General features: G+C 71.3%; 24 protein-coding genes. 14 read left to right on the forward strand and 10 right to left on the reverse strand.

Features of this window, described 5'->3' with window-relative positions:
- Positions 1–127: 127 nt before the first annotated feature.
- Both ACIRGB_RS05675 and ACIRGB_RS05680 read left to right on the forward strand, forming a co-directional pair.
- Positions 128–706, forward strand: coding sequence for a SigE family RNA polymerase sigma factor (locus tag ACIRGB_RS05675; protein WP_059301735.1), 579 nt, complete (start codon positions 128–130; stop codon positions 704–706).
- 395 nt (positions 707–1,101) lie between these two features.
- Entirely contained in the window at positions 1,102–2,172 is a 1,071-nt protein-coding gene (locus ACIRGB_RS05680; RefSeq protein WP_403858956.1) for a hypothetical protein, read from the forward strand.
- 22 nt (positions 2,173–2,194) lie between these two features.
- Here ACIRGB_RS05680 and ACIRGB_RS05685 read toward each other — a convergent pair whose 3' ends face one another.
- On the reverse strand, positions 2,195–3,058 hold the full coding sequence (locus ACIRGB_RS05685; RefSeq protein ID WP_403858958.1) for an SURF1 family protein: 864 nt from the start codon (positions 3,056–3,058) through the stop codon (positions 2,195–2,197).
- A 143-nt stretch (positions 3,059–3,201) separates the two neighbouring features.
- Here ACIRGB_RS05685 and ACIRGB_RS05690 point away from each other — a divergent pair, with 143 nt between their 5' ends.
- Positions 3,202–5,022, forward strand: coding sequence for a prolyl oligopeptidase family serine peptidase (locus ACIRGB_RS05690; RefSeq protein ID WP_403858960.1), 1,821 nt, complete (start codon positions 3,202–3,204; stop codon positions 5,020–5,022).
- Positions 5,023–5,127: 105 nt separating this feature from the next.
- Here ACIRGB_RS05690 and ACIRGB_RS05695 read toward each other — a convergent pair whose 3' ends face one another.
- The gene (locus ACIRGB_RS05695) at positions 5,128–7,035 is read right to left on the reverse strand and encodes an NAD-binding protein (RefSeq protein ID WP_403859310.1); all 1,908 of its coding nucleotides are present in this window, start codon (positions 7,033–7,035) and stop codon (positions 5,128–5,130) included.
- A gap of 232 nt (positions 7,036–7,267) precedes the next feature.
- Between ACIRGB_RS05695 and ACIRGB_RS05700 the strand changes: the two genes are divergently transcribed.
- Positions 7,268–7,777, forward strand: a complete 510-nt coding sequence (locus ACIRGB_RS05700) for a hypothetical protein (protein WP_403858962.1) — start codon at positions 7,268–7,270, stop codon at positions 7,775–7,777.
- An 82-nt stretch (positions 7,778–7,859) separates the two neighbouring features.
- Positions 7,860–9,386, forward strand: coding sequence for a flotillin family protein (locus ACIRGB_RS05705; RefSeq protein WP_403858964.1), 1,527 nt, complete (start codon positions 7,860–7,862; stop codon positions 9,384–9,386).
- A 30-nt stretch (positions 9,387–9,416) separates the two neighbouring features.
- Here ACIRGB_RS05705 and ACIRGB_RS05710 read toward each other — a convergent pair whose 3' ends face one another.
- Both ACIRGB_RS05710 and ACIRGB_RS05715 read right to left on the reverse strand, forming a co-directional pair.
- Positions 9,417–10,502, reverse strand: coding sequence for a PucR family transcriptional regulator (locus ACIRGB_RS05710; protein ID WP_403858966.1), 1,086 nt, complete (start codon positions 10,500–10,502; stop codon positions 9,417–9,419).
- Between the two features lie 11 nt (positions 10,503–10,513).
- Entirely contained in the window at positions 10,514–10,801 is a 288-nt protein-coding gene (locus tag ACIRGB_RS05715) for a zinc-ribbon domain-containing protein (protein WP_358743304.1), read from the reverse strand.
- Positions 10,802–11,047: 246 nt separating this feature from the next.
- Here ACIRGB_RS05715 and ACIRGB_RS05720 point away from each other — a divergent pair, with 246 nt between their 5' ends.
- Positions 11,048–11,338, forward strand: a complete 291-nt coding sequence (locus ACIRGB_RS05720) for a DUF3040 domain-containing protein (RefSeq protein ID WP_403858968.1) — start codon at positions 11,048–11,050, stop codon at positions 11,336–11,338.
- An 88-nt stretch (positions 11,339–11,426) separates the two neighbouring features.
- Here ACIRGB_RS05720 and vanX read toward each other — a convergent pair whose 3' ends face one another.
- The 5 genes from vanX to ACIRGB_RS05745 form a co-directional block, all read right to left on the reverse strand.
- Entirely contained in the window at positions 11,427–12,110 is a 684-nt protein-coding gene (gene vanX, locus ACIRGB_RS05725) for a D-Ala-D-Ala dipeptidase VanX (RefSeq protein ID WP_403858970.1), read from the reverse strand.
- Positions 12,107–13,165 carry a D-alanine--(R)-lactate ligase VanA-Sc gene (vanA-Sc, locus tag ACIRGB_RS05730; RefSeq protein ID WP_403858972.1) on the reverse strand — a complete coding sequence of 353 codons (1,059 nt, stop codon included), beginning with the start codon at positions 13,163–13,165 and terminating at the stop codon, positions 12,107–12,109. The genes vanX and vanA-Sc overlap by 4 nt, the downstream gene beginning before the upstream one ends.
- Positions 13,158–14,183, reverse strand: coding sequence for a D-lactate dehydrogenase VanH (gene vanH, locus ACIRGB_RS05735; RefSeq protein WP_403859312.1), 1,026 nt, complete (start codon positions 14,181–14,183; stop codon positions 13,158–13,160). The genes vanA-Sc and vanH overlap by 8 nt, the downstream gene beginning before the upstream one ends.
- A gap of 93 nt (positions 14,184–14,276) precedes the next feature.
- The gene (locus ACIRGB_RS05740; protein ID WP_403858974.1) at positions 14,277–15,503 is read right to left on the reverse strand and encodes a lipid II:glycine glycyltransferase FemX; all 1,227 of its coding nucleotides are present in this window, start codon (positions 15,501–15,503) and stop codon (positions 14,277–14,279) included.
- 112 nt (positions 15,504–15,615) lie between these two features.
- Positions 15,616–16,722 (reverse strand): endonuclease/exonuclease/phosphatase family protein, encoded by a 1,107-nt coding sequence (locus ACIRGB_RS05745; RefSeq protein WP_403858976.1) that lies wholly within the window; start codon positions 16,720–16,722, stop codon positions 15,616–15,618.
- 87 nt (positions 16,723–16,809) lie between these two features.
- Here ACIRGB_RS05745 and ACIRGB_RS05750 point away from each other — a divergent pair, with 87 nt between their 5' ends.
- The 3 genes from ACIRGB_RS05750 (at position 16,810) to ACIRGB_RS05760 (ending at position 19,587) form a co-directional block, all read left to right on the forward strand.
- A complete protein-coding gene (locus tag ACIRGB_RS05750) occupies positions 16,810–17,511 on the forward strand; it encodes a response regulator transcription factor (protein WP_403858978.1) in 702 nt (233 codons plus the stop codon).
- On the forward strand, positions 17,504–18,592 hold the full coding sequence (locus tag ACIRGB_RS05755; RefSeq protein WP_403859314.1) for a sensor histidine kinase: 1,089 nt from the start codon (positions 17,504–17,506) through the stop codon (positions 18,590–18,592). The genes ACIRGB_RS05750 and ACIRGB_RS05755 overlap by 8 nt, the downstream gene beginning before the upstream one ends.
- A gap of 218 nt (positions 18,593–18,810) precedes the next feature.
- Positions 18,811–19,587 (forward strand): dienelactone hydrolase family protein, encoded by a 777-nt coding sequence (locus ACIRGB_RS05760; protein WP_403858980.1) that lies wholly within the window; start codon positions 18,811–18,813, stop codon positions 19,585–19,587.
- 46 nt (positions 19,588–19,633) lie between these two features.
- Here ACIRGB_RS05760 and ACIRGB_RS05765 read toward each other — a convergent pair whose 3' ends face one another.
- Positions 19,634–19,945: a hypothetical protein gene (locus tag ACIRGB_RS05765; RefSeq protein WP_403858982.1), complete on the reverse strand. Its 312-nt coding sequence runs from the start codon at positions 19,943–19,945 to the stop codon at positions 19,634–19,636.
- A gap of 779 nt (positions 19,946–20,724) precedes the next feature.
- On the opposite strand from ACIRGB_RS05765, the gene ACIRGB_RS05770 reads away from it, so the two are divergent.
- The 5 genes from ACIRGB_RS05770 (at position 20,725) to ACIRGB_RS05790 (ending at position 26,813) form a co-directional block, all read left to right on the forward strand.
- Positions 20,725–22,767: a hypothetical protein gene (locus ACIRGB_RS05770; RefSeq protein ID WP_403858984.1), complete on the forward strand. Its 2,043-nt coding sequence runs from the start codon at positions 20,725–20,727 to the stop codon at positions 22,765–22,767.
- A 304-nt stretch (positions 22,768–23,071) separates the two neighbouring features.
- A complete protein-coding gene (locus ACIRGB_RS05775; protein WP_403858986.1) occupies positions 23,072–23,506 on the forward strand; it encodes a helix-turn-helix domain-containing protein in 435 nt (144 codons plus the stop codon).
- Positions 23,507–23,523: 17 nt separating this feature from the next.
- Positions 23,524–24,039: a 7-cyano-7-deazaguanine synthase gene (locus ACIRGB_RS05780; protein WP_403858988.1), complete on the forward strand. Its 516-nt coding sequence runs from the start codon at positions 23,524–23,526 to the stop codon at positions 24,037–24,039.
- Positions 24,040–24,192: 153 nt separating this feature from the next.
- Positions 24,193–24,606 (forward strand): hypothetical protein, encoded by a 414-nt coding sequence (locus ACIRGB_RS05785; protein ID WP_403858990.1) that lies wholly within the window; start codon positions 24,193–24,195, stop codon positions 24,604–24,606.
- Entirely contained in the window at positions 24,606–26,813 is a 2,208-nt protein-coding gene (locus tag ACIRGB_RS05790; RefSeq protein WP_403858992.1) for a caspase domain-containing protein, read from the forward strand. The genes ACIRGB_RS05785 and ACIRGB_RS05790 overlap by 1 nt, the downstream gene beginning before the upstream one ends.
- Positions 26,814–26,932 lie beyond the last annotated feature (119 nt).

Genomic DNA, 26,932 nt, shown 5'->3' on the forward strand with positions numbered 1-26,932 from the left:
CTCACGGGGTCGCGCGTGTCCAACTGGCGTGGCAGAGGTTCTCGAATTCACCGCAGGCACGCGGGGCGCGGCTCTGCGTCCCCCCGTCCGGTCCGTCCGTCCCCGTGTGGCCGGCCCGGCCGGTGGCATGCCGGTGATCGCGCCGATGCCCGCAGCGCGGCCGGCCCGCATATCGAACCAGCGCGACGGCGCGGAAGAGGACGTGGCGGCGGCGGGCACCACCGTCGACCACCTCACCGAGACCTACCGGGCGCACTACCGCTCGCTGCTCGGCCTCGCCGCCCTCCTCCTCGACGACACGGCCTCGTGCGAGGACGTGGTCCAGGAGGCCTTCATCCGGGTGCACTCGGCCCGCAAACGCGTCCGCGACCCGGAGAAGACCCTGGCGTACCTGCGCCAGACGGTCGTCAACCTCTCGCGCTCGGCGCTGCGCCGCCGCATCCTCGGCCTCAAGCTCCTCTCCAAGCCCATGCCGGACATGGCGAGCGCGGAGGAGGGCGCCTACGACCAGCTGGAGCGCGACTCCCTGATCAAGGCGATGAAGGGGCTCCAGCGCCGGCAGCGCGAGGTGCTGGTCCTGCGCTACTTCGCCGACATGACGGAGGCCCAGGTCGCCGAGACGCTCGGCATATCCCTGGGTTCGGTCAAGGCGTACGGCTCGCGCGGGATCGCGGCGCTCAGGGTGGCCATGGAGGCCCCGGCATGAGCGACGGCCACGACGCGCGCCCGGACGCCCGGGACGAGCACGACCCGCGCCCGGACGCTCCCCGCGAAAGGCAGGACGTCCGAGAGGGCCGGGACGCGCGACCGGACGTCCGCGAACGGCACGGTCCCCGACCGGACGCCGGTGAAGGGCACGACCCGCGACCGGACGCCGGTGAAGGGCAGGACGCGCGACCGGACGCCGGTGAAGGGCACGATCCGCGACCGGACGCCGGTGAAGGGCAGGACCCGCGACCGGACGCCGGTGAAGGGAACGATCCGCGACCGGACGCCCGGGAAGGGCACGATCCGCGACCGGATGCCCGTGAAGGGCAGGACGCGCCCGCCGGAGCGGTCGGGCGAGAGCAGCACACACACACGCACGCTGGGAACGGAACTGTGAACCACGGCCCCGCCGCACAGGGCCCCGACGAACCGGGGGCCGACGGGCCCACCACCGACGAGGCCGTCCTGCGCGCGATGTTGCACCGGGCGGTCGGCGAGATGGAGCCGAGCGACGGCACCCTGGAGCACCTGCGGCGCGCGGTGCCCGCCCGGCGGGCCCGCAAGCGCCAGGCGGTCGTCGGCGTCGCGGCCGCCGCCCTCTTCCTCGGCACGGCGGTCCCGGCCCTCGTGCACGTCTCCAACTCCCCCGGCGCGGGCGCCGACCCGTCCGTCGCGGGCAACGCCTCACAGGCCCAGGGCGGCGCCTCCCAGGGCAAGGACCCGGCCGGCGGCCAGAGCGGCGTCGCCGGCGCCGGGGACACCGCCGAGGGCAAGGACAAGGCCGACCCCGAGGAAACGCCCGGCGGCAAGGAGTCCGGCGCCGCGACGGGCTCGGCCCCCTCGGGCGTCCCCAGCGCCAGCAGCCCCGCCGACATCCCCGCGTGCACGCCCGGGTCGCTCGGCCCGGCCGTGGCGAGCAGCGCGGCCCCCGACTCCACGGGCGTGGTCTACGGCTCCTTCCGGGTCACCAACGTCTCCTCGGGCGGCTGTACCGTCACGGGCCCCGGCAGCGTGGTCGTCGCCTCGCTGGGCGCCGCCGACGCCGCCCGGGTCGGCACCGCGCGGCATGCCGCCGGGGACGCCGCGGCCGGACTGCCCGACCCGTCGCTGGAGGCCGCCTCGCTGACCCTGGCGCCGGGCGCCGCGTACGAGGTGCAGTTCGCCTGGGTGCCCTCCGAGACCTGCCCCACCACCGGCGGCACCACGGGGGGCGGCACCGGCGGGCCCTCGGCCGAACCCTCGCCCACCGGGGACACGACCGCCGCGGGCGGCACCTCCGAGGGCGGCGGCGAGGCCGGGCCCACGGCCCAGCTGGCCACCGAGGACGGCCCGGCCGAGGGAAGCGTGTCGGTGACCTACACCCCGCAGGGCGGTTCCGGCTCGGCGACGGCCACGGTGTCCGACGCGTGCGTGGGGACCGTCTACTGGACGGGCCTGCTCGCGGACTCGGGCTCGGGGGCGTAGCCCCGGGCGGGCGGCCCGGCGGTCAGGAGACCAGCCCGGCCCTGTCCCCGTCGGCCTTCGCCCCGTCGGCCCTGTCCCCGGACTCTCCGGTCGCCCCGCCCGCGTCGCCCGCCTCGTCCGCGTCGTCCTGCTCGACCAGGCCCAGCTCGGCGTCGCGGGCGAGTTCGACCTCGCGGCGCAGCAGACGGAACCACATGAAGATCACGAAGCCGACGAAGGCGAACCACTCGGCGGTGTAGCCCAGGTTCTGGAACGCCTTCAGGTCGAGCCCCGTGTTCTGCGGCGCGCTCACGGGCACCGCCCGCATCCCGGAGTCCCCCTTGTTCAGCGTGACCCAGGCGTCGTACACGTCGTACGGCACCAGGTTCAGCAGCGTCGCCGCGCTGATCGCGCCGGTCTGCCCGGCGGGCCAGCCGGAGCGGCCGCTGACGCCGTTTGCGCCGGGGGACTCGGCGGCCTGGAGCGCCCCGGTGACGGTGACCTCGCCGGTGGGCGGGGCCGGGGCCTTCGCCGGGTCGGGTTCGCCGGGCAGCCAGCCGCGCACGACCGGCAGGGCCTTGCCGCCGTCGGTGCGCAGCAGGGTGAGGACGTAGAAGCCCTCCCGGTCGTCCAGCTTCCGCTCCGGGACCAGCAGCTGATCGTCGTAGCGGCCGGTGACGGTGGTCTGCTTGCCGACCGTCTCCTTGTCCACCGGCAGCAGCTCGGTCAGCGGGCGCGCCGCTTCCCGGCGGGCCGACTCGTGCTGCGTGGTGGCGGCCTCGTGGTCCTGCACCCGGTCCTCGAACCGGCCGAGCTGCCAGGAACCCATGAAGATGCAGAAGGGGATGGCCAGGACGACGAAGACGTTGATCCCCCACCATCGGGGCGTCAGCAGAAACCGGTACACGCCCTCCACGGTACGGTGCGCGCCCGGCGCCCCCGCAGCGGGGCTGTGGAAAACAGGGGCGCGCGGGAGCGGCCGGGGAGAGGTTGTCCACAGGCTGGGGATCTCTTCTGCGCGCTGTCGCCCGGTCGGGGCAGTATGGGGCCATGACTGAGAGCAACGGGTTGCGGCAGACGCAGGGCGAGCAGGCGCCCGACTGGGAGAAGCGGTTCCGGGCGCCGAGGGTGTCGCTGCCCGACTGGGCCGAGGACGCCCCGGACCGCTCCCTGTTCGTGTCGAACGCGACGGGGACGTACGAGCTGTACGCCTGGGACCGGTCGAGCGGCGAGCAGCGCCAGGTCACGGACCGGCCCAACGGCACGACGGACGGGGTGCTCGCGCCGGACGGCGAGTGGATCTGGTGGTTCGACGACAAGGACGGCGACGAGTTCGGCGTCTGGCGCCGCCAGCCCTTCGCGGGCGGCGCGGACGAGGAGGCCGTGCCGGGCCTCGACCCGTCCTACCCGGCGGGCCTCGCCCTCGGCCGGGACGGCCGCACGGCGGTGATCGGCCGCTCGACGGACGAGGACGGCACGACCGTCCACCTCGCGCGCGGGGACGGCGCCGCCCCGGTGGAGATCTACCGGCACCGCGAGTCCGCGGGCGTCGGCGACCTCTCCCACGACGGCTCTCTGATCGCGATCGAGCACACCGAGCACGGCGACGCCATGCACTCGGCGCTGCGCGTCCTGCGCCCCGACGGCAGCACGGTCGCCGAGCTGGACGACACCGAGGGCGGTGAGCGGGAGCTGGGCCTGGAGGTCCTGGGCTTCGCGCCGGTCGACGGCGACACCCGCCTGCTCATCGGCCACCAGCGCCGGGGCCGCTGGGAGCCCTTGGTGTGGGACGTGGCGACGGGGGAGCAGACCGACCTCGCGCTGGAGCTGCCGGGCGACGTGAGCGCGGAGTGGTATCCGGACGGTTCCGCCCTGCTGATCGTGCACGGCTTCGAGGCCCGCAGCGAGCTGTTCCGCTACGACTTCGCCGAGCGCGGCCTGACGGAGATCGACACCCCCGCGGGCACCGTCTCCGGGGCCACCGCCCGCCCGGACGGCAGCGTGGAGTACCTGTGGTCCTCGGCCGCCGAGCCGTCGGCCGTCCGCTCCACCACCGGCCGCGTCGTCCTGGACCCGCCGGGCATGAAGTCGCCCCGCTCGGTGCCGGTGGAGGACGTGTGGGTGGAGGGGCCCGGAGGCCGCATCCACGCCCTGGTCCAGAAGCCGGCCGGGGCGGCCGGTCCGCTCCCGACGGTCTTCGACATCCACGGCGGCCCGACCTGGCACGACAGCGACTCCTTCGCCGCGGGCCCGGCCGCCTGGGTCGACCACGGGTACGCGGTGGTCCGCGTCAACTACCGGGGCTCCACCGGGTACGGCCGCGCCTGGACCGACGCCCTCAAGCACCGGGTGGGCCTGATCGAGCTGGAGGACATCGCGGCGGTGCGGGAATGGGCGGTCGCCTCGGGCCTCGCGGACCCCGAGCGCCTGATCCTCACCGGCGGCTCCTGGGGCGGCTACCTCACCCTCCTCGGCGTCGGCACCCAGCCCGAGGCGTGGACGCTGGGCATCGCGGCCGTGCCGGTCGCCGACTACGTCACCGCGTACCACGACGAGATGGAGGGCCTGAAGGCCCTGGACCGCACCCTGCTGGGCGGCACCCCCGAGGAGGTCCCCGAGCGCTTCGAGGCGTCCTCCCCGCTGACCTACGTCGACCAGGTCAAGGCCCCGGTCTACATCTCGGCGGGCGTCAACGACCCGCGCTGCCCGATCCGCCAGGTCGAGAACTACGTCAAGCGCCTGGAGGCCAGGGGCGCCGTCCACGAGGTCTACCGCTACGACGCGGGCCACGGCTCCCTGGTCGTCGACGAACGCATCAAGCAGGTCGCCCTGGAACTGGACTTCGCGAGGAGGCACTTGCCGAGCGCATGACTGCGGGCAGTCGTGCCGCGGGGGCGGCACGGGTGGGCGCAGGCGGCACCCCGCTGACGCGGGAGAGTGCTCCCCACCCCCCCAGGGACGGGCAGCGGTCACCTGCTACCCAGGGGACCGCTGCCGCGCCCGCCGCCCGAGCAACTCCGCCAGCCCCCGCCGGGTCGCCGCCAGCACCACCCGGTCCGAGCCCCGCAGGACGTACGTGTCGGGCAGCTCCCACACCAGCCGCGACTCCCGCGCTCCCTCGCGCGTTCCCTCCCGTCCTCCCTCTCGCGCCCCCTCCGGGGCAACGCCCTCCACCCGCTCACCGCCGGAGACCTCGAGCGCCAGCACCCGCCACGCCCCCGCCCGGAACGCCTCCCCGACCGTCTTGCCCTCCAGCTGCGGATGCCCCGCCACCTCCACCGCCGCGAACAGCAGCACCCTCCGCTCCACGGGGATCGCCCCCAGCACCTGGCGGCCCATCATCGCCCCGGCGAAGGACGGCGCCGCCAGGTGCGTCACGCTCCGGCTCCGGGTCTGCGCGCGGGGGTGCGCGGCACGCAGCGTGCGGTACACGGCGGTGGCGAAGTCGTCGTCGTACAGGCGCAGCACCACCCGCAGCCGCGACCGTACGGAGCGGGCGTACAGCACCGCCTCCAGGTTGGTCGTGTCGACGCTGGTCAGTGCGAGCAGCGAGTGCGCACGGTGGATCTTGGCGGCCTCCAGGACGCCCTCCTGGGTGACGTCCCCGAGCACCACCGGCACCCGCAGCCGCCGCGCCGTCGCCATGCCGCGCGCCTCGGGGTCGGCCTCGACGCACACCACGGGGATGTCCATCTCCCGCAGCCGGGTCAGGACCCGCGTGCCGATCTTGCCGAGACCCAGCAGGACGACGTGCCCGCCGAGCCCGCGCGGCGGTTTGCGCAGTGCCGTGGCGCTGCGGAAGGTCCCGAGCGCCTCCAGCACCGCCGCCAGCAGGACGGGCAGCAGCAGCAGTCCGACGAACCCGGAGAGGAGCTGGAGGATCTGACGGCCGGTGTCCTTGTTGTGCGCGGGCTCGTTGATGGAGAACAGGTCGAGCAGCGTCACGTACGTGGCGTGCAGCGGATGGTCGCCGGTGACCACCATCAGCGCCACGGCGAGGGCCACCACGCACGCCGCCAGACCGGCCAGCGACCACCGCAGCCGCCGCGAGAACAGCTCCCGGAAGGCGGGCACCCCGGCCCGCCCGGCGGGCAGCGGCGGCCCGGAGTACGACACCTGCTCCAGGACCACGGTCCCGCGTCCGGTGGCCGCCCGCACCGCCGCCTCGTCGGGCAGCAGCCGCGGCCCCTGCTCACCGCTGCTCTCCGAACCGTCGGCCCCGGCCGGGTCGTTGCTCGTCGCCGACAGCAGCGCGAGGGTGCACAGCCCCGGGTCGGCCACCTCGCCGGGCCCGGGCGGATTGCGTTCGACGGCGCGCAGCAGCAGGCCGTCCGTCTCGACGATCTTGCTGGTGCCGACGAGAGCGGTGGCCGCCAGCGCGGGCGCGGCGGTGTCGGCGTCGGACAGCACGGTGGTGGACCCGGTCCCGGAGCCGGGGCCGCCGCCGGTGGCCAGCGCGGCGCTCTGGTCGAGGAGCGCCTCGATGTGCTGGCCCAGACGCCGGTTGTACAGGCGCAGGACCAGCCGCAGCCGGGGGTTGAGCCGGCGCGCGGTCAGGGCGGCGCGGATGTTCGTCTCGTCGTCGTCGTACACGAGCGCCAGCGCGGTGGCCCGCTCGACACCGGCCTCCGCGAGCACGTCCTCGGTGGGCTCGGTGGCCTCCAGTTCGCGGCCGGCGCCACCCGGGTCGCCGTTGCCCGTCCGGTTCACCGCCGCGTTGACCATGTCCAGCAGGGCCGCCGAGGCCGCGCGGGCCCGCCCGACCACCGGTTGACGCACCCGGCGCACGGAGGGCGGGACGACGAGGGTGACCTGTTCGCCGTAGACGCCGCGCAGTTCGGCGGCCAGCCGGTGGGCCAGCCCGTCGTCCCCGCACACCACCATGTGCGCGTAACCGTCGTCCCGCGGAACCTGGTTCGGAACGCTCCCCGTATGAGTCCCCATGGGGAGAGGACAGTACAGGCGGCGCGTGCGGTTGCGGCAGCGCCGGAACGGACCGAGGGCGGCATCAAAGACGCGTAAAGATTGCCGGAACACGGCAATGACCCGCTGTCGCGCCGCGTGTGACGATGCATCGCACCGAAGCTCAGCGACGGGCGAGAGGGGGACGGCACGCATGGCCTGGTTTCTCGGGCTGGGTATCACGGGGGTCGTGCTGCTCGCCCTGTCGCTGGTCTTCGACGGAGTGCTGGAAGGCGCGTTCGGGGGAGCGCCGGCCGGCCTCCTGGAGGGGTGGCTGTCGCTGCCGGTCGTCGCCGGGTTCACGGCGATGACCGGCTTCGCCGGCGCCATCGCCCTCGGCACCGGCTGGACCGGTCCCGCGGGGGCCGCCGGGGCCGGCGCTCTCGCCGGAGTGGGGGCCGGCTGGCTGACGTACCGCTTCAGCCAGGCCCTGATGCGCGACCAGACCGCCGTCACGCCCCGGACCGACGACCTCCTCGGCACGTCCGGCAAGGTCGTGACCGCCATCCCGGCGGACGGCTACGGCGAGGTGCTGCTCCGGCTCGCCGGCCAGCCGCTGAAGTGCGCGGCGCGCAGCGCGGTGCCGGTGGCGCGGGGCGCCGAGGTGTGGGTCGAGGCGGCGCCGACCGGGACGTCGGTCGTGGTCCGCCCGGTGGACCGCTGAACGGCCCCGCCAGCCCTTCCCTCCCTTCCTCCTGTTCTTGTTCTTGTTCGTCCGTACCTCTCTGTGAATCGGGGGCGTTGCCATGAGTCCTGTCGTCATCGCGGTGCTGGGGGTCGTCGTACTCCTGGTGCTGCTCGCGCTGGTGGTGGTCAGCCGGTACAAGGTGGCCGGTCCGAGTGAGGCGTTCATCGTCACGGGGCGGCGCGGCAAGAAGTCCACCGATCCGGAGACGGGCCGCGTCTTCACCGACAACAGCGGCCAGAAGGTCGTGGTGGGCGGCGGCGTGTTCGTTGTGCCGTTCGTGCAGCAGCGGTTCACCCTGGACCTCTCCTCGCGGCACATCCCGGTCGCCGTGCGCGGCGCGGTGACGCTGCGCGGGGTGAAGGCCCACCTGGAGGGGGTCGCGATCGTCAAGGTCGGGGGCACGGAGGACGCGATCCGCGCCGCCGCCCAGCGGTTCCTGATGCAGCAGGACGGCATCGTCGGCTTCACCCAGGAGGTGCTGTCCGGCGCGCTGCGCGCGATCGTCGGCCGGATGTCCGTGGAGGACGTCATCCGGGACCGGGCCGCGTTCGCCGGCCAGGTCGCCGAGGAGGCGGAGGCGAGCCTGTCCGGGCAGGGCCTGGTGCTCGACGCCTTCCAGATCCAGGACATCACCACCGAGGGTTCCTACCTGGAGGACCTCGGCCGTCCCGAGGCGGCCCGCGCGAAGCAGGAGGCCGACATCGCGGAGGCGGTGGCCCGGCGGGCGGCCGAGCAGGCGCGGCTGAAGGCCGAGGAGGAGATCGCGGTCGCGCAGCGGACCCTCTACCTGAAGCAGGCCGAGATCAAGGCCGAGACCGACCAGGCCGCGGCCCGCGCCAACGCCTCGGGCCCGCTCGCGGAGGCGGCCCGGCAGCAGGACATCCTCGCCGAGCAGGAGAAGGTCGCCGAGCGGCAGGCCGCGCTGAAGGACCGCCAGCTGGACACCGAGGTCCGCAAGCCCGCCGACGCCAAGCGGTACGAGGCGGAACAGGAGGCCGAGGCCCGCCGGGTGGCCCGGGTGAAGCAGGCCGAGGCCGAGCGCGCCGCCGGTATCGCCGCGGCCCAGGCCGAGGCCGAGCGGGCCCGGCTCACCGGTGAGGGCGAGAAGCAGCGGCGCAGCGCGCTGGCCGAGGCGGAGGCCATCGAGGGCCTCAAGCAGGGTGAGGCCGAGCGCTCCCGGCGTGCGGCGATCGCCGAGGCCGTACGGCTCGAGGGCGACGCGGAGGCCGCCGCGATCGGCGCCAAGGGCGCGGCCGAGGCCGAGGCGATGGAGAAGAAGGCCGACGCCTTCGACCGGTACGGCGACGCCGCCGTGCTCCAGATGCTGGTCGAGGTGCTGCCGCAGGTGGTGGCGAAGGCGTCCGAGCCGCTGTCGGCCGTGGACAAGATGACGGTCATCTCGACGGACGGCGCGAGCCGGCTGTCCCGCACGGTCGCCGACAACGTGGCGCAGGGCATGGAACTGCTCGGCTCCACCACGGGCGTCGACCTGGCGGCCCTGCTGAAGAACATCACGGCGAAGGGCGCTGCGGAGCCGGAGGGCGGCCCCGACCGGCGCAACGGCAAGGTCGAGATCTCCGGCTGACCCGAGGCGCGGACGGCCCCGGTGGCCCGGTCAGATCTCCTGGTCGGGCCACCCCAGCAGCCGGGCTCCGATGACCGCGGTCTGCAAGGTGTAGCGGTGCACCGGGTCGGAGGCGTTCGCCCCGGTCAGCTGGTGGATGCGGTCCAGCCGGTAGGTGAGCGCCCGCACGCTGAGCGTGAGCCGCCGGGCGGCCTCGGCCGCGGTGCAGCCCGCGTCGAAGTACGCCTCCAGGGTCCGCAGCAGCGGCCCGGCACCGCCGCGGGCCTCGCGCAGCGGGCCCAGCACGCTCAGCACCAGGTCGGCCATCGCCTGCCGGTCCCGGGCGAGCACCGGGTAGACCAGCATGTCGGCGGCGCGCACCACGGGCTCCTCCAGGCCCAGCCGGTCGGCGAGTTCGAGGGTGCTGAGCGCCTCCTCGTAGCTGTGCACCACGCCGCCCGCGCCGCTCTGCGGGCGTCCGACGGCGACCCGGCTGCCGTCCGTGGCGGCGTATGCCTGCTTGGCGAAGAAGGACAGGACGTCGTCCTGGTCACCGGGCGCGATGCAGATCAACTGCCCGTTCTTGGTGGTGATCAGGACCCGCCGGTCGCCGAAACGGGAGATGAGCGCGCTCTCCACGACCCGGGTGACCGGGGCGGTGTCGTCGTACGCCTCGGGCCCCTCGGCCACCGCGACGGCGTGGGCGCGGGAGAGGACGAGGCCGAAGCGCTCGGCCCGCTCGGCGAGACGGCCGAGATCGCTGCGCCCGTAGAGCAGGTCGTCGATGAACTCCCGCCGCGCGGCCTCCTCCTGGCGTACGGCGAGCCGCTGCGCGCGTTCGTAGCCCTCCGCGAAGGCGTCCACGGCCTGGGCGACGGCGGCGAGCACGGTGCCGGTGACGTCCGGGCCGGAGGCCGCCGGACCGCCGCCGACCGGCCAGGACGCGCGCGTGGCGTCCAGGTGCAGCCGTACGAGACTGCGCAGACTGTGTCCCGCCTCCGCGGCCTGCTCGCCGAAGAGCCGCCGCTCCTCCAGCTCGTCGCGGGTCAGCCGGCGCCCCGTGCCGGCGACCTTCGCCAGCATCTCGGCGTACCCGGCCAGGTACGTCTCCCGCTGGTCCGTCCGCAGGTCCGTCACCCCGCGCCTCCCTACGGCCGCTGGTACGGCTGCTGCTGACCCGACGGGCCGTACGCCTGGCCGCCGCTCTCCTGCGCCTGGAGCTGCTCCGCCTGCTCCTTGGTCACCTGCTGCTCGGCGCCGCAGAACGTGCACTGGGTCGCGTACTTGGTGGAGAAGGGGAACAGCGGCACGAAGAACAGGGTGAACTTCGTGACGCGCTTCCTGAGCGTGTGCGCGGCGGGGTTGCCGCACCGGCCGCACACCAGCGTCAGTATCGCGAGCTGGTAGAGGTATCCCTTGGTGCCGAAGATGATCACGAGCTGGGTCCTTCCCGGTGGGCCCCTGCGAGTGCGCAGGACACCCAGATCTTCCCCCGGACGGCACGCGTCTTCCCACGGGTCCCCCCGCACGTCTCCCCGCACATCCCCCTACAGGTCGCACGCCGCCGTATGTGGGTGCCGCCCCGGATGGCCCGGACCCGCCCGCGCGGGCGACGCTGGAGCCCACTCTCCGTACCCGGCCGCGCGGTCCCGGCCGGGGCCCCGCGTCGGGAGGAGGAGACCGTGCCCGTACCCGAAGACCGCAGGCTCACCGAGATCGAGTCCCGGTTGCACCGCGAGGACCCCGAGTTCGCCAGGGCCTTCGCCGACGGCCGCCCCCGCCGCCCGCGCGAGTACCGGTACCACCGGGCCTGGCTGCTGCTCACGGTCGCGCTGGGCGCGCTGGCCACCGGCATGTTCCTGTCCCATGGGCTGCTCGTCGCCGCCGGGCTGGTCTTCGCCGGTGTCGCCGGTGAACTCTTCGACCCGCACCGCCGCGAGCGCGGCACCCGGTGCCCGCCGTCCGGGACCTGACCCCGGCGGCCCCTGCTCGCCGTGGAGGAGCCCGAGGTCCGGGCCGTGATCCTCGGTATCCGGACCTCACGGTGACGGTCCTCCCTCCTCACCCAGCGCACGGGGCGGCGGCGCCCGCAGCCTCCGCGGCCACGCGGGCGGGCGGTTCGGCCGGCCCGCCGGGACCTGCGATGGGGAAGTCGAAGTAGGTGTCCGGGTGCGGTTCGTCCCTCAGCGTGTAATGCCACCATTCGCAGGCGTAGGAGTCGAAACCGCAGGCATCCATGAGCGAGCGCAGCAGCCGCCGGTTCGCCGCCTCGGCTTCCGGGACTCCCGGTGCGTCGTGATGCGAGACGGCGTCCATGAGGTCGTGGCCGCCGCCCATGGCGGCGAGTTCACCGGTGGCCAGGTGGTACAGCGTCAGGTCGACGGTGCTGCCCCGGCTGTGGCCCGACCTGGCGGCCACGTACCCCCGGTCGAACATCTCGGCCCTGTCGATGTTCGGATAGTGCCGCGCCTTCGTCCGGCCGTCCTCCGGCTGTCGGGACCAGCGCAGGAAGCAGTCCACGGCCCGCTGCGGGCGGTAGCCGTCCCACAGGAGCAGCCCGAACCCGAGGGACTCGGCCCGCTCCTCCGCCCTGCCCAGCGCCGCACACAGGGCCCGGGTGCCGACGATCCGGTTCGCCAGGTATCCGTCCACCGGCTTGCCGGTGAAGTTGTCCCAGGTGGCGTACTTGGCGTCCCACCGAATTCCGGGCACCAGCTCGTCCACGAAGGCGAAGTCCCCGGTCATCGCAGCTTCCCGGTCAGCGCCAAGGACACCGTCCGGTCGATCACTTCGGAGAGCGGCAGTCCGGCGGCCGCCATCATCCTCGGATAGCGGCTGTACGAGGTCAGGCCGGGCAGGGTGTTGACCTCGTTGAGGACGACTTCGCCGTCGTCCTTGAGGAACAGGTCCACCCGCGACAGCCCCCTGCATCCCAGGGCGCGGTACACGGCCTTCGCCGTCTCCCGGACGAGCGACCGCGCCTCGGCCGGGATGTCGGCGGGCACGATCGCCGTCGAGTTCTCCGAGCCGCTTTCGGGCTCCTCCTCCTGGTGGATCCGGAAGAACCCGTGGGAGAGCGCGATGCGGTCCACTTCACCCGCGACCAGGTCCAGGTCGTTCCCCAGCACGGCGCAGCCGATCTCGCTGCCGACGACGGCCTCTTCGATCAGCACCTTCGCGTCGTAGCGCCGGGCGCTCTCCACCGCCGCCGGCAGGTCCTCGGGCCGGGACACCTTGCTGACGCCGAACGACGACCCCGAACGGGCCGGCTTCACGAAGACGGGATACGTGAGCCGGCCGGGATCGACGCGCTCGTCCCCCGTCACGGTCCGGAAGGCGGGCGTGGCGATGCCCGCGCTCGCGGCCACGACGTACGCGAGGGACTTGTCCATGCACACGGCGGAACTCTGGACGTCGCAGCCCACGTACGGAATGCCGGAGAGCTCCAGCAGGCCCTGCGTCGCCCCGTCCTCGCCGAGGGTGCCGTGCAGGACGGGCAGGACGACGTCCAGGCGGATCGTCGTGTACCGCCCGTCCTCCAGCACGAGCAGCCCGTGGACGCTCCGGTCCGGCGACAGCACGGCCGGGCGGCAGTCGCCGTCCTCCCAGTCCGGTCCGGGACCGTCGCAGAGCTGCCACCCGCCGTCCCTCGTGATGCCCACGAAGAAGGGCTGGTACTTCTCGGTGTCGAGGTGGCGTGCGACCTCCTGGGCCGACTTGACGGAGACGGCGTGTTCTTCGGAAGAGCCTCCGAATATGATGCCGATCCGCACCTTGGCGGACTCGTCCGGCTTAGGCATGCTGTTTCCTGCTTTCGAATTCCAGGCAGTTGACGAGGGAGTTCTCGACCGTGTCCCTCAGGGCGTGGTCGGTGTAATAGGCGGTGTGCGGGCTGATGAGCACGTTCGGCATCTTCTGAAGCCGCGGCAGCAGGGTGCTTTCGAGGGGTCTGTGCCGGTGGTCGGCGTAGAAGACCCCCTCCTCGCCTTCCAGGACGTCCAGTGCCGCGCCGCTCAATCTGCCGCTTTCCAGCGCCGCGACCAGGGCCTCGGTGTCGATGAGCGGGCCGCGTCCGGTGTTGATGACGATCGCGCCCTCTTTCATCCTCCGAATGCGCCGCTCGTCGAGGAGGTGATGGGTATCCGCGCTCAGCGGAACGTGCAGTGTCACGATGTCGCTCGACCGCAGCAATGCGTCCAGGGGGACGTAATCGGCGGCGGTCCCGGACCGGCTTCCGTGCGCCAGGACGCGGCAGCCGAAACCCCGCAGCCTGGCCACGACCGCCGCGCCGATGCGCCCCGTGCCGACCACCCCGACGGTCAGATCGCGCAGCTCACGGCCCCGCACCTCGTGCAAGCGGTAGTCGTGCAGGTCTGTGCGGCGGACGGTGGCTTTCGCGTCGCGCACCGCCATCAGCATGAGCATCAGGGTGTAGTCGGCCACGCTGTCGGGGGAGTAGACGACGTTCCCGACGGATATGCCGATACGCGCCGCGTATTCCACGTCGATGTGGTTGCAGCCGATGCTCCGGGTGGATATGTACGTCACACCGGCCCGGCGGAGCGCGAGCAGGACGGCCGGCGTGACCGGCGTCTTGTGCCCCACGCTGACGCACCGGTTTCCGGAGGCCAGTTCGGCATTGCCCTCGGACACCGCGGCTTCCGTGAGGGTCGCCCTGACACCGAAACGGGGTGCCAGCTGCCGGAACAGGACGGCCTCGTCCTGCCCGCAGCCGTACACCGTGATGCCCGTCGTCGCCGGAACGGCCGAGGAGATCGACGGGGCCGAGGAGGCCGGGGATGCCGGGGAAAAGGTCATGTCCCCAGTCAAGGCGGTGCGGTGTTGCCGTCGCGTATGCGCTTTTCGATATCCCGGCAATACATTGCGCCTACGGGTAGATCCTGTAGATCCTCACCGTCCGCGTCGTCTCATGTAGAGGTCGAAGGTCCGGTAGACCAGCGGCCGCAGCGGCAGGTCCCACTCGCCCACGTACCGCACCGCCTGACCGCCGGTGCCGACCTTGAACTGGATCAGCCCGACGTGCGGGTCGTCGGCGTCGAGGGTCGGGGTGATGCCGCGCAGGTCATAGACGTCGCAGCCGGCGGCCAGCGCGTCGCGGATCATCGCCCACTGACAGGCGTTGGAGCCCCGCACCTCGCGCTTCTCGGTGGACGAGGCACCGTAGGCGTACACCGCGTGGGTGCCGACGCGGATCATGACGGTGGCGGCGACCAGGTCGCCCCGGTGCCGGGCGAGGTAGAGCCCGATCCGCTCGGGGTCCTCGGCGCCGAGCACCGCGAACATGGTCTCGAAGTAGCCCAGCGGCCGGGGCGTGAAGCGGTCGCGCTGGGCGGTGTGGACGTAGAGGTCGTGAAACGCCCGCACATCCTCCCGGCGGTCCACGCCCTGCCCACCCGCGTCCTGCCCACCCACGACGGGCCCGCCCGTGACCTCGACGCCCTCCTTGGCCGCCTTCCTGATGTTGCGCCGCCAGAGCTGGTTCATGCCCCTGAGCAGGTCGTCCTCGGTCCGGCCGGCCAGCGGGACCTCGTACTTGAACTGCGGATGCCCGACCCCGAAGCCGTCCGCCGGGCTCTGCGGCAGCCAGCCCGCGTCCCTGAGTCGACCGGTCACCCGGGCGCCGACCGGGTCGGTCCCGTGGGCGGGCACATCGGTGAGCCGCCGCGTGCCCGGATCGGCGATGCCGTTCTTGACCTGGTCGGCGCTCCAGACGTCCGTGCGCACCGGCGGACCGAGCCGGATCGCGAACGCGCCGTGTGCCTTGAGGTGGGCGGCCAGCGGGTCGAGCCACGCGTCGAGGTCGCCGGTCCAGTCGATGACCGGGCCCTCGGGCAGATAGGCCAGGGTGAAGCGTTCGAGCCGCGGCACCGGCCGGTGCAGGACGAGCCCGGCGCCGACCAGGCGCGGGCCGTCGTACCAACCGAGGGACTCGCTGCGCCACTCGGTCTTGACGCGCCCCCAGGCCGGGGTCTGTAGGAAGCTGACCGAGCGCTGGGCCCGCACGAACGCCAGGTGCTCGGCGGCGCTGATCGGCCGGACGGTCAGGTTCGCGCCCGCCGCCCCGGACGGATACCGCCGGGTCCGGGACGCTGGTCGTGCTGGTTCGCTGGAGGACATGCCGCCAGTCAAGGCGGCGCGGTGTTGCCGGCACGTATGCGGTTTTCGATACGCCGGCGATACGTTCCGGCGAGGTCGGGCACGTCTGCCCCCCCGTCCGGTCAGGCGGCGCTCACCAGCTGACCCCGGCCGCCACCGGCAGATGGTCGCTGCCGGTGGCGGGCAGCACCCACGAACCGGTCGGCTCCACGCCGCGCACCAGGATCTGGTCGATCCGCGCCACCGGGAACGTCGCCGGCCAGGTGAAGCCGAAGCCGTCCCCGGCCGCGTCCTGGGCCGAGCGCAGCCGCGAGGTGATGCCCGACAGCGCCCGGTCGTCCAGGGTGCCGTTCAGGTCGCCGAGCAGCATCACCCGCTCACTCCGGTCGGCGGCGAGGACCTCGCCCAGCGCCTGTGCGTTCCGGTCGCGGGAGCCCGTCCAGAAGCCATCGCGGGGAGTGAGCCGTACGGAGCCCAGATGGGCCACGTACACCACCAGGGGACCCCGGTCCGTGGCCACCGTGGTGCGCAGCGCCCGGTTGCCGGCCAGCTGGACGTCGGCCGGTTTGGTGTCCGCGAGCGGCCCGTAGTCCGTCGCGATGTCGACCGGCCGGGTGTCCGACAGCGGCAGCCTGCTCCACAGCCCGACCGTGCCCTGCACCGTGTGATGGGGGTACGCCCCCGCCAGCTCCTTCTCGTACACCGCCCGGTCGTCCTCGGCGATCTCCTCCAGGGCCAGCACGTCCACCCCGGAGGCGATCAGGTCGTGGGCGGTGCCGACCGGGTCCGGATTGTCGGCGCCGACGTTGTGGGTGGCCACGGTGAGGTCGCCGCCCGACGCGGACTTGTCGCCGAGCAGCCCGCCGAAGAGGCTCAGCCACACCGTGACCGGCAGCACCAGCGCGATCACCGCGGAGGCGGACCGGCGCCACAGCGCCCCGGCCGCCAGTACGGGGACGAAGAGCCCGAACCACGGCAGGAAGGTCTCCACCAGACTGCCGAGGGACCCGAGCCGGTTCGGGATCTGGGCGTGCAGCAGCATGACCAGACCCAGCAGCAGCGCGGCCCCCGTGAGCACTGGCCCCCGCTTCCACACGCCCGACCGCACAGCACGGCGGAACACGGCACGCGGCAGCCGGCTCGGCGCGGTGGCCGTTTCTCTCGTTGCTTCCGGCTGTGCCGCTGCTTCGGTCGCCGTTTCCGTTGCCGGAGGTGTCACCGGCGGTGAGATGGGACGCATAGGGTCAGTGAACGCGGCGCGGTGTTACCGGCACGTATGCGGTTTTCGATATGCCGACGATATGCGCCCACTCGTAACCTCGACGGCATGCGTGTGCTGATTGTCGAGGACGAGCCCTACCTGGCGGAGGCGATCCGCGACGGCCTGCGTCTGGAGGCGATCGCGGCCGACATCGCGGGGGACGGCGACACCGCGCTGGCGCTGCTGAGCATCAACGCCTACGACATCGCCGTCCTCGACCGCGACATCCCCGGCCCGTCCGGCGACGAGGTCGCCGCACGCATCGTCGCCTCCGGCAGCGGCATGCCGATCCTCATGCTCACCGCGGCCGACCGCCTCGACGACAAGGCATCCGGCTTCGGACTCGGCGCCGACGACTACCTCACCAAGCCGTTCGAGATGCAGGAGCTCGCGCTCAGGCTCCGAGCACTCGACCGCAGGCGCGCCCACAGCAGGCCGCCCGTGCGCGAGATCGCGGGCCTGCGCGTGGACCCGTTCCGCAGGGAGGTCTACCGGGACGGCCGCTATGTCGCGCTGACCAGGAAGCAGTTCGCGGTACTCGAAGTGCTGGTGGCCGCGGAGGGCGGTGTCGTCAGCGCCGAGGAACTCCTGGAACGGGCGTGGGACGAGAACGCCGACCCCTTCACCAACGCCGTCCGCATCACCGTCTCGGCGCTGCGCAAGCGCCTGGGCGAACCGTGGATCATCGCCACCGTGCCGGGCGTCGGCTACCGCATCGACACGGGGACCGCCACCGGGCACGGGCATGACGGCGGTGACCGTGCCTAGACGGCCCGGCCTGAGCGTCCGCCTCAAACTCACCCTCAGCTACGCCGGCTTCCTCATGCTCGCGGGCGCTCTGCTGCTCGTGGCCGTGGGCGTGTTCCTCGTGCGGCAGGGGTGGCTGATCACCAATGAGTGGGGGTCGGTGCGAGCGACTCCGGGCACGATCTTCCTCCGCAGTTTCGCCCCGACGGCAGCCGCGCTCATGGTGTTCCTCCTGGTGTTCGGCCTCCTGGGCGGATGGTTCCTCGCCGGGCGGATGCTCGCCCCGCTGGACCGCATCACCCACGCCACCCGCACGGCCGAGGCCGGATCGCTGTCCCACCGGATCCGGCTGCCGGGCCGCAAGGACGAGTTCCGCGAACTGGCCGACGCCTTCGACACGATGCTCGCCCGCCTCGAAGCCCACGTGGCCGAGCAGCAGCGCTTCGCGGCCAACGCCTCGCACGAGCTGCGCACCCCGCTGGCCGTCTCGAAGGCCCTCCTGGACGTGGCCCGCACCGACCCGGACCAGGACACCGACGAGATCATCGACCGCCTTCACACCGTGAACACCCGGGCGATCGACCTCACCGAGGCCCTGCTCCTGCTCAGCCGCGCCGGTCAGCGCTCCTTCACCCGGGAACACGTCGACCTCTCCCTCCTCGCGGAAGAGGCCACCGAAACCCTCCTGCCCCTCGCGGAGCGACACGGCATCACCCTCGAAACCGGCGGCGAGGTGACCCCCGCCCTCGGTTCCCCGACCCTCCTGCTGCAACTGACCACGAACCTCGTCCACAACGCGATCGTCCACAACCTCCCCGACGGGGGCAGCGTCCGGGTCCACACCACCCCCGGCCCCCGCACCGCGCTGCTCACCGTCGAGAACACCGGCGAACGGATCAGCCCCCATCAGGCGTCGACCCTCACGGAACCCTTCCAACGCGGCACGGAACGCGTACACACCGACCACCCCGGCGTCGGCCTCGGCCTCGCCATCGTCCACACCATCACCCAGGCCCACGACGGCACCCTCACCCTCACCCCCCGCCCGGCCGGCGGCCTCCGCATCACCGTGGAACTCCCGACGAACCACCCCGGGGTGTAGAAGCCGTGGCAGGGAACGCGTCCGGTGGACTACGGTGCGGCCATGACTACCGGGACGGCCTCGCGCCACACACGGACGGGTGACCCGGTGCCCTCCTGAGCGCCGTACGGGCGGGCGCGGGCCCGCGGTTCGACCGGGGACCCTGCGCCGCCGCTCGGTCTCCGCCTCCGTCGTGTGTTGATCACAGCCTCGGCACATCAACCACGACAGGAGAACCCATGCCCACCAAGACGCTGCGGATCCCCACCCCGGACGGCGTGGCCGACGCCTTCGCCGCCTTCCCCGACGACGGCGGGCGGCACCCGGGCGTGCTCATGTACGCGGACGCCTTCGGCATCCGCCCCGCGCTGCGGGACATGGCCCGCGAACTGGCCGGTCACGGCTACTACGTACTCGTCCCCAACTTCTTCTACCGGCACGGCCCGACACCAGTGGTCGACCTCCCCGAGCACATCGGAGAAGAGGCCCGCATCGCGCTCGTCGCCCGGCTGATGCCCCTGATCGAGGCGCACACCGCCGAACGCGTGGTGAGCGACGCCGACGCCTGCCTCCGGTTCCTCACCGCCCAGCCCGAGGTCGGCTCCGGACCGGTCGCGGTGACCGGCTACTGCATCGGCGGCCTCCTGGCCGTACGCACCGCCGTGGCCCACCCCCGCCAGGTGGCCGCCCTCGCCGCGTTCCACGGCCCCGTGGGAGCGGACGGGCCCGAAGCCCTGGCGGGCCTCACCGCCCGGGTCCACTTCGGCCATGCCGAAACCGACCTGTCGCCCGAGGCCCTCGGTGAGCTCAACGCGACCCTGGACGCCGCGGGCGTCGACTACACCTCGGAGATCTACCCCGGCACCGTCCACGGCTTCACCATGCCCGACACCGACTCCTTCGACGCGGCCGCACAACGCCTCCACTGGGCCCGCCTGCTCCCCCTGCTCGCCCGCACCCTGGTCGACGACGGGGACGGCCGTGCTTCCGTCGGAGGCGGCCGAGTCGGCCGTTGAAGCCGACGGGAGGCAGTGATGCGCAACGATGTCGGCTGCCGACGGCTCACTCAGGCGGTGGTGAGGGAGTCAGGAGGTCGACGCCGCACAGGGCTGCGAGTTCCTCGGCGACGGCGGCGAGCGGTCCGCGCAGCTCGGCCAGCTCCGCACGCATGTCGGGGGAGCGTTTCCAGTGCCTCTCGTGCTCGACGGGACTGACGTCCGGCGGTCGGGTCGCTTCGTGTTCTTGGAGCGCCGGGTGCCACGTGGTGAGGAAGTGCCGCAGATGGGTGTTGGTCAGCCGCGCGGCGATGCCGGGGAGGGCCAGCGGCGTGGCCGTCTCGGCAGCGACCCGGTGGAGCATCACGCAGATAGACACGCACAAAGCAGATCGCCCAGGCTACTCACGTGAGTAGCCTGGGCGATCTGGTGTTTCTCTGTCGGGGTGGCGGGATTTGAACCCACGACCTCTTCGTCCCGAATGAGGTTCGGGTGGGAACGGCACCAGTCGGTTTGCTGTTTTGCCTGTTCAGGGCGTTGGGGTGCGGTGGTCTCGGGTGCTCTGGAAGGGGCTTGGGGAGTGGGTTGGCTCCCCGATGGCTCCCAGCGGGACATCAGCCAAGGGCGAGTCCATCTGTTCCGCCGCATCGGCGCACACGGAATCCTTGGCGCCGCGGCGCTTGACCAGCGAGCTCAGATCACCGTTGAGGGCGCGTGCCGCCCTGACCGGCTCACGTAGCTGTCTGGGTCGCTTGGCCGCGCCAATCGGTCACAGTGCATCCGGGCGGACGAGGCCCCACACTACTCGGCTGGACGCCACCGTCGACATGAGCCGCGGCAAGAAAGCCTGTTCCAGGGGGCGCCCCCTAGCATAATTACGCGACCAACAGGTGTGGAATCAAAAGATTATGAGCGGGTGTCACCCCTGCTGCTAGCGTTTTTCGGGCAGTCACATCAGCGAACTCAAGCTCCTCACCTTCGCCATTGGGCGGTGGGCGGCAACGCCGGCAGTCGAAGCCGGTACGTCTCGGAAGTGCGGTCGAGCGTGCTGATGCCGTCTTGGACACATCGGGTCTTGCCCGGGCGAGCCGAGGGGGAGAACGGGAAACAGCGTGACCGATCTCCTTGGACGACCACGGCGTCCAGGTGCGTACCTGGATGGACACCGGGACGAAGATCGGAGAACACCTGATGGAGCCATCATCGGGCGCGGGCGAGACCGTGCTGCCCCGCCCCGTCGAAGCGCTGCCCCTGCCTGCCTTGGCGGCCGCAACACGGAAGCTCGCTGACAAACTCATCGAACACTTCACCATGGGCGAGCCCGCCGCATTGGCCCTCGCGCAGGCTGTCGTCGACCCATCTGCCGCCCGCCGGGCGGCAGAGTCCCCGGAGCGGCTGCGGGTGCCCGGCGGCGTGATCCTGGCCATCCGGGCTGACGTATGGGCGCGCTATATCATCCCGGACCCGCGAAACCCGCGGATCGGTCCGTCGCGCCGACACCCGGCCTCGAACCTGATCGGCACTGGCGAGAGCACGCGCTTCCGTCCGTTGGCCGAGCCGATCGCGGCGTCAGGGAGTCGCCCGGAACTCGTGCAGAGGCTCGCGAACCAGGAACACCTCGCGTGGGCGGCACAACTGTCCAAGGAGTACGTGCTCGACCACAACGACTGGCGCGAGTCCCTCCGCCACCAGGGAGTGATGACAGAGGTGTGGCTGGCCGCGACGGCCTTCCAGCACGAGGACAGCACACCCGGGGTAACGGTTCCGGTCACCGTCGAGGGGTCGAGCCGCGTGACGTGCGCCCACGACCTGCTCGCCCTCAGGTCTGCCGACGTTCCCTACATCCGGGACACAGCGAAGCTGCGGTCCCACATTCGCAAGCTCAATGAGGCGATCACGACAGCGGGCGACCCGGCGCAGGTCGACCCCGAAGTGGCGGTCACCGTGCGCTGCGAACGGCTTCCGGCGCTGCTGCTCGTCGGTTTCGAGCCGCACGACGGCACCACCGCTGACTTCGGCGTCGCCGTGAAGTCGTTGGTTGCGCTCCGGCACGTCGATTCCCCCAAGCCGTGGGGTGAAGCCGCGGAGAACGAGGCCCTCGCCGACGCCGTGGTGGACGAGATCGAGCGGCGGACACTGATCACTCCCACTAAGGCTGACTGGCTGCGTGGTGCCCTCACTCCCGACCAGGCAAAGGCCGCCGGCTTCAACGACGACCCGTCCGTCCGGGCGGCTGCGATCGTCCGGCTCTTCGCCGAACGCGATCAGTCGATTCATGCCGCTGTGCGGGTCGCCATCACCGGACAGAGCACCCGCAAGAACATCACCACCAAGCTGCTGCTCGACGTAGCTTCCTCTCTAGTCATGCGTTCGGTTTCGGAGGAGGACTCCCGCAGGCGCGAGCGGATGCGGAAGTACCTGAAGTCGGCATTCCCGGGCGAACTGGCCAAGGACTGGGAGGCCACGTTCCGCGGAACGGAGGAGCTTGCCCAAGCCGCACTTGCGGAGGTGACAAAGGGGGAGCCAGGCGTGGCGACCCGAGAACTTGCGGCCCGCAGCGCCTATCCCCTGGTGATCAACGGCCAGCTCACGGGTGACCGTGGCACGAAAAACAACGATCAACCCGACCGTCGGCACCCAGGCGAGGTCATCGACCGCATGCGCAGTACCCCGCACGGCGTGCACCAGCTGAAGCAGACACTCCTCGACTCTGCGGCGGGCCGCAGGACCCGCAAGGTTGACGAGACGGGCCAGATCACTCAGAACGATGACGGCCGCGACATTCTCGTCACCGACGCAGACCTCCGTCGCACCTTCCCACCCGCTGGCGAAGGCCCATCACCGACACCGGCTCCCCGAAACGCGGCTGAGATTCTCGGGAACGCCCTGCACGACTTGGCCACTTCGATCCAGGCGGTCGAGGGGGCGGTCAAGGTCGTGGAGGCGGTCAGGGCCGACGACGGGACCCGTGCTATCGATTCGCTGGGCGCCGACCGAGCCGACTGTGAGGCGTGGCGGAACATCCTGCAGGACGTGCTATTCAAGTTGCCCGTCTGGCAACAGCGGAGCGTCCAGCGACACGGGATCATCGCCGAGGACCCGTACGACCTCGACACGGACCGTGACGACGAGGAAGGCGAGGAACCGGACGACGAGTTCGACGGTCAGCCGACTGACGAAGACACCCCACCTCAGGACTAGGTCGCCTGAATCGCTCGTGCCGCCCGGGTTCTCCGGACAGGCATAACAACCCGGCCGCGGGCCGGGAACGCGACGCGGATAAACGGTGAGGCCCACCCACCCGACCAGGGCGAGGGCGGCAACGTCGGCCTTCCGGGCTTGAGCCCGGGAAGCCGGTAAACCTCGGGGCCGAACCGCGATCCGCTGCCGCTTGCCGTCACACCGGGCGTGCCCCCGGAAGACATCAAGTGGGTGCGCCGGGCAGTTCCCAGCTCACCCTAGTTATTCATTGTGGACCGGATATGGTCACGAGCTGGAGCACCCGATGGACAGCCTGCACTTTCTCGTCGGCCGCGAACAGGAGCTTCGCGATCTGATCCAATCGCCTCAGCGCTGGGACTCAGTCCGTGCGGCATGCAGGGACATGGACGTGAGTCTCTACCATCCGGAGGATGGGGAGCGGCCCGCCGAGGGTTCCTTGGCCGTATGCATTGGATGCAGGGGCCGCTTGGAGTGCCTAGCCCTGGCGTTGCGGGCGGAGGACCCGGAAGCCCGGCACGGCTGGTATGGCGGCCTCGGCCCGGTAGACCGCGACCGCATCGCAGCAATGCTTCGGCTTGCCAAGGGGACAATGCCCCTGCCGGACCGGGCTCTCAGGGCCATCCGTCTGGGCCGAGACGGATGGCGGGTCAACGACATCGCGCAAGTGCTTGGTTGCTCCAGACGGACCGTGCAGCGCTACCTCGGTGCCGTGCGCTGACACAAAGCCGTATGTGCATGGGGTGGTCACCGCGCTGCCGAGACCGACTCGCAGAAGACACAGTCGGTGACACAGAGAGCACGGTGCAGGTGGTTAACCCCTTGGCGCGACTGACGAAAGGCGAGGTATGCAAGGTCGGGCGTGATGCAGGTCTCACTACGTCCGACCTGGAGTCTACCTTGAGTTGCGGCAAGCCGCCATCCCGCCGAAGTGGCGGCCCTCCTATCGCCAACTGTGGTGTCTGCTTCCCGTGCCTCGTGCGCCGCTCCGGGCTGCTCCACGCTAACGGCACCGACGGCACCCGGTACGAGGCATTGCCATGGGCGGATGACCTACCTCTTGACCGTAGTGCCGACTGGCGCGCACTGCAGCGGTGGCTTGGTCGGTACACCCTTACGGACGTCCTCACCGATCCCCCGCTGCCGCCCGACATGGATCCGGTGGTTGCCTTCGACTTGATCAGGCACGGGCGGAAGGAGCTGGAGCGCCTGCTTCGGATCGCGGCTGTCGCTGAGGCCGCTGACGCAGCGTAGTTGGCAGCGTGAGGTGCGCATCAACGGCGCGAGTCTAAGGTCCAGTTGGGACGTATTCTTCTCTCCGGGCTGAGAGTCGCGGCAGGAGTGACGGTTCCGTATCCGTCTCTTGCCGTGAGCATCGGGCAGCAGAGGTAACAGGGGGGAGACGTCGTGGAGATTCAGATCACGGTCGATACGCAGGGCGACGACGCGGCGACACATGATCTGTACTACTGGCTGCGGCAGGATCGCGAACTCCGGCGTTACATGGAGTTCGAACTGGCACGAGCCTCCGAAGCCTCTGACCGCATGAGCGCGGGCGAGATCATCAACATGTTCGTCAGCAATGGAATTGCCGCGGCAAGCTTGCTGGTGAACGTCGTGGTCGCCTGGCGAGCAGCCCGCCCTTCGCAGCGCGGGGCCGTGACCTTCGAACGCGGCGGTATGACAGTGACCGTGCACGATACGTCGGGCGACACGTTGCGCCGCGTCGCAGAGCTGTTGGCTTCCGAGCCTCACGGCGGAGACCCGGAGGCCACTGGTGCGGGCCAGCAGTCGGCTCCGTCGGGCTCCGGGAATCGGTGATGGGTCTGCCCAACCCCGACAAAACCCGTGTGGTGCTGATCGGCGCGGACGAGTACCAGAACTTTCCGGGCCTGCCGGCAGTGCACAACAACCTCGTCAGGCTGGCAGAGCTGTTCACGTCTCCGCAGGCTGGAGGCCTGCCTACTGGTCATTGCGTGACAGTGTGTAACCCCGCTGACCGTAAGGACGTGCTCGATGCCGTATACCAGGCGGCGAGCGAGGCGACAGACACGCTGGTGGTGTACTTCGCCGGCCACGGTATGCCGTCACCCGATGGCTCTCTCTACCTTGCACTGGGACATTCCGAGCAAGGGCGCAAGTTGTACGAGTCAGTGGCGTACAGCGACCTCCGCGCTGAAGTGCTGGAAAGCGCGGCGCCCAGAAAGGTCGTGATCCTCGACTGTTGCTACAGCGGTGCCGCGCTGGAGGGGTACATGGGCGGGTCGGATGAGTTCGCGGCCCAGACTGCCATCGAGGGCACCTATGTCATGACCGCCTCAGCCGCGACGCAGGCGGCCATGGCTCCCGTGGGTGCGCCCTTCACCGCGTTCACCGGTGAACTCGTACGAGCCGTTTCCGAGGGCATTCCAGAGGTGTCGGACCCACTCGACATGGACTCTCTCTACCGGCACGTCCGCCGTGAACTGGCCGCAAAGAGCATGCCGGTACCGCGGCAACGGGCCGGTGACCAGGGGCACGCCATCGCGCTGTTCCGGAACAAGTGGAAGCGGCCTCGGGAGAAGCCCACGCTCGCGGCTCTGCGAGAGGAATGGTTCCGCGCCATCCAGGAAGGGCTGCTCTGGCATGTGCGGGAGGTTCCGGCACTTGGCAAGGGACGGCTGCGCACCGACTTCGGTGATCACGGGCTCATCGGCTCCCTGCTGATTGCGCGGATCGCCGTCCGGCTCGCCCGGGGCGAGAGCAGGGCGAGGATCTGTGACTGGCTCGCCGCCAGTCCGTTCTTCACCTCGCCCGCCCCTGACGGCGATGAGCTCAACGAACTCATCGCCAAGGTCCAGTTCGGGTTCGAGCACGACGGGCTGGCCACCACCGTTGTGGTTCTCGACGGCCTGGGGCTGCTCTCCTGGAGCCCGGAGAGCACGGATATGCTCCTCACCGAGTACTGGGCAGCCCAACGAGGCCGCACAATGCCTCGCACACGTGTGGAACACGAACTCAAGGAGCTGTGGCACAGCACGGACTCTCGTGTCCACGCGGCCCTCTCGGCGCTGCCGTCCTCTCCACTGGAGGCATACCCCGACGTGTGGAAGAGGCTGAAGGGCGAGCCGGACTTCCGTGTCGGCAACGTCGGAGCCATGGCGCTTGGCCGGCTTGGGGGCGACCGTGCCTGGGACCGGTGGATGTCCACCCGCCCCTGGAGCATCCTCAAGGCGCGTCACCTGGTGAGCCTCGGCGGAGATCTCGCCCGCTGCCAGGCCGCGCAGCGTGCTCTGGGTCGTCTCCTCGATCAAGCACCTCCCGGCGACGAGTTTCGCGGTGTACTTGAGCGTGCCGCAGAGATCATCCAAGAGCAGTTGGAGCAGATCGCCCTGGCTGTAGAGGGCATGAGCGCTGTCGAATACGAGCTGCTGCGCGAGCGCAGCCGGGACGAACACTTCCAGGACAGTTGCCTCGTCACCTTCCAGCAGCATCTGCTGGAGCGGCGGTACCAGTTGTTCACCCCTTTCCCTGAGCACGCGGCGACGCACGGCACCTGGGGACCGCTTCCATGGTGGTCGATCGCCCTGCACGACGAACGCGAACAACGGGCAGCGCAGGAACTGCTCGCCCGCGGCGGTATGCAGCTGGGCGTCACCGCCAAGAGCCGAGACGCCGACGAGCTCGTCATCACCTGCCGGAGGCCCGGGCCCGGGCCCTCGCGCATCACAGCCCGTCTCCACTTTGATCTCCACGACGCCGTGCACGCCTGCGAGCTGCTCCTTCTTGCCCGTCGGCAGAAGGTGACGGTGGACTTCCTCTCGGAACACATCGACGAGTGGGACGATCGCGAGGTCAACCTCATCGGCACGTTTCCCATCGACCTGGGCGGCGACCTCGGAGCCACCCTTGCCGACATCGCGACCCACGCGCTGCGCCGACTCATGCCGGGCGCATCGGGATCAGCCTTCCACAACGAAGGGGTCGCGTCGCTCGACATGCTCCTGAAGTCGTCACGGCTCCCGCAGATCTGCCGTCATCCGAGGTAGAGGCTGTTGCACGCGTCGTGGCCGACTGCGTGTGCCGCGCCGGGTGTGAGACGTCGCCGGTGCCCGGCGAAGACGGCACGTATCCGAGCCGGACGGCCGCTCGGTCTCCATCCACAAAC

This window comes from Streptomyces sp. NPDC102490 (assembly GCF_044765285.1).
In the GTDB taxonomy this organism is placed as follows: Bacteria; Actinomycetota; Actinomycetes; order Streptomycetales; family Streptomycetaceae; genus Streptomyces.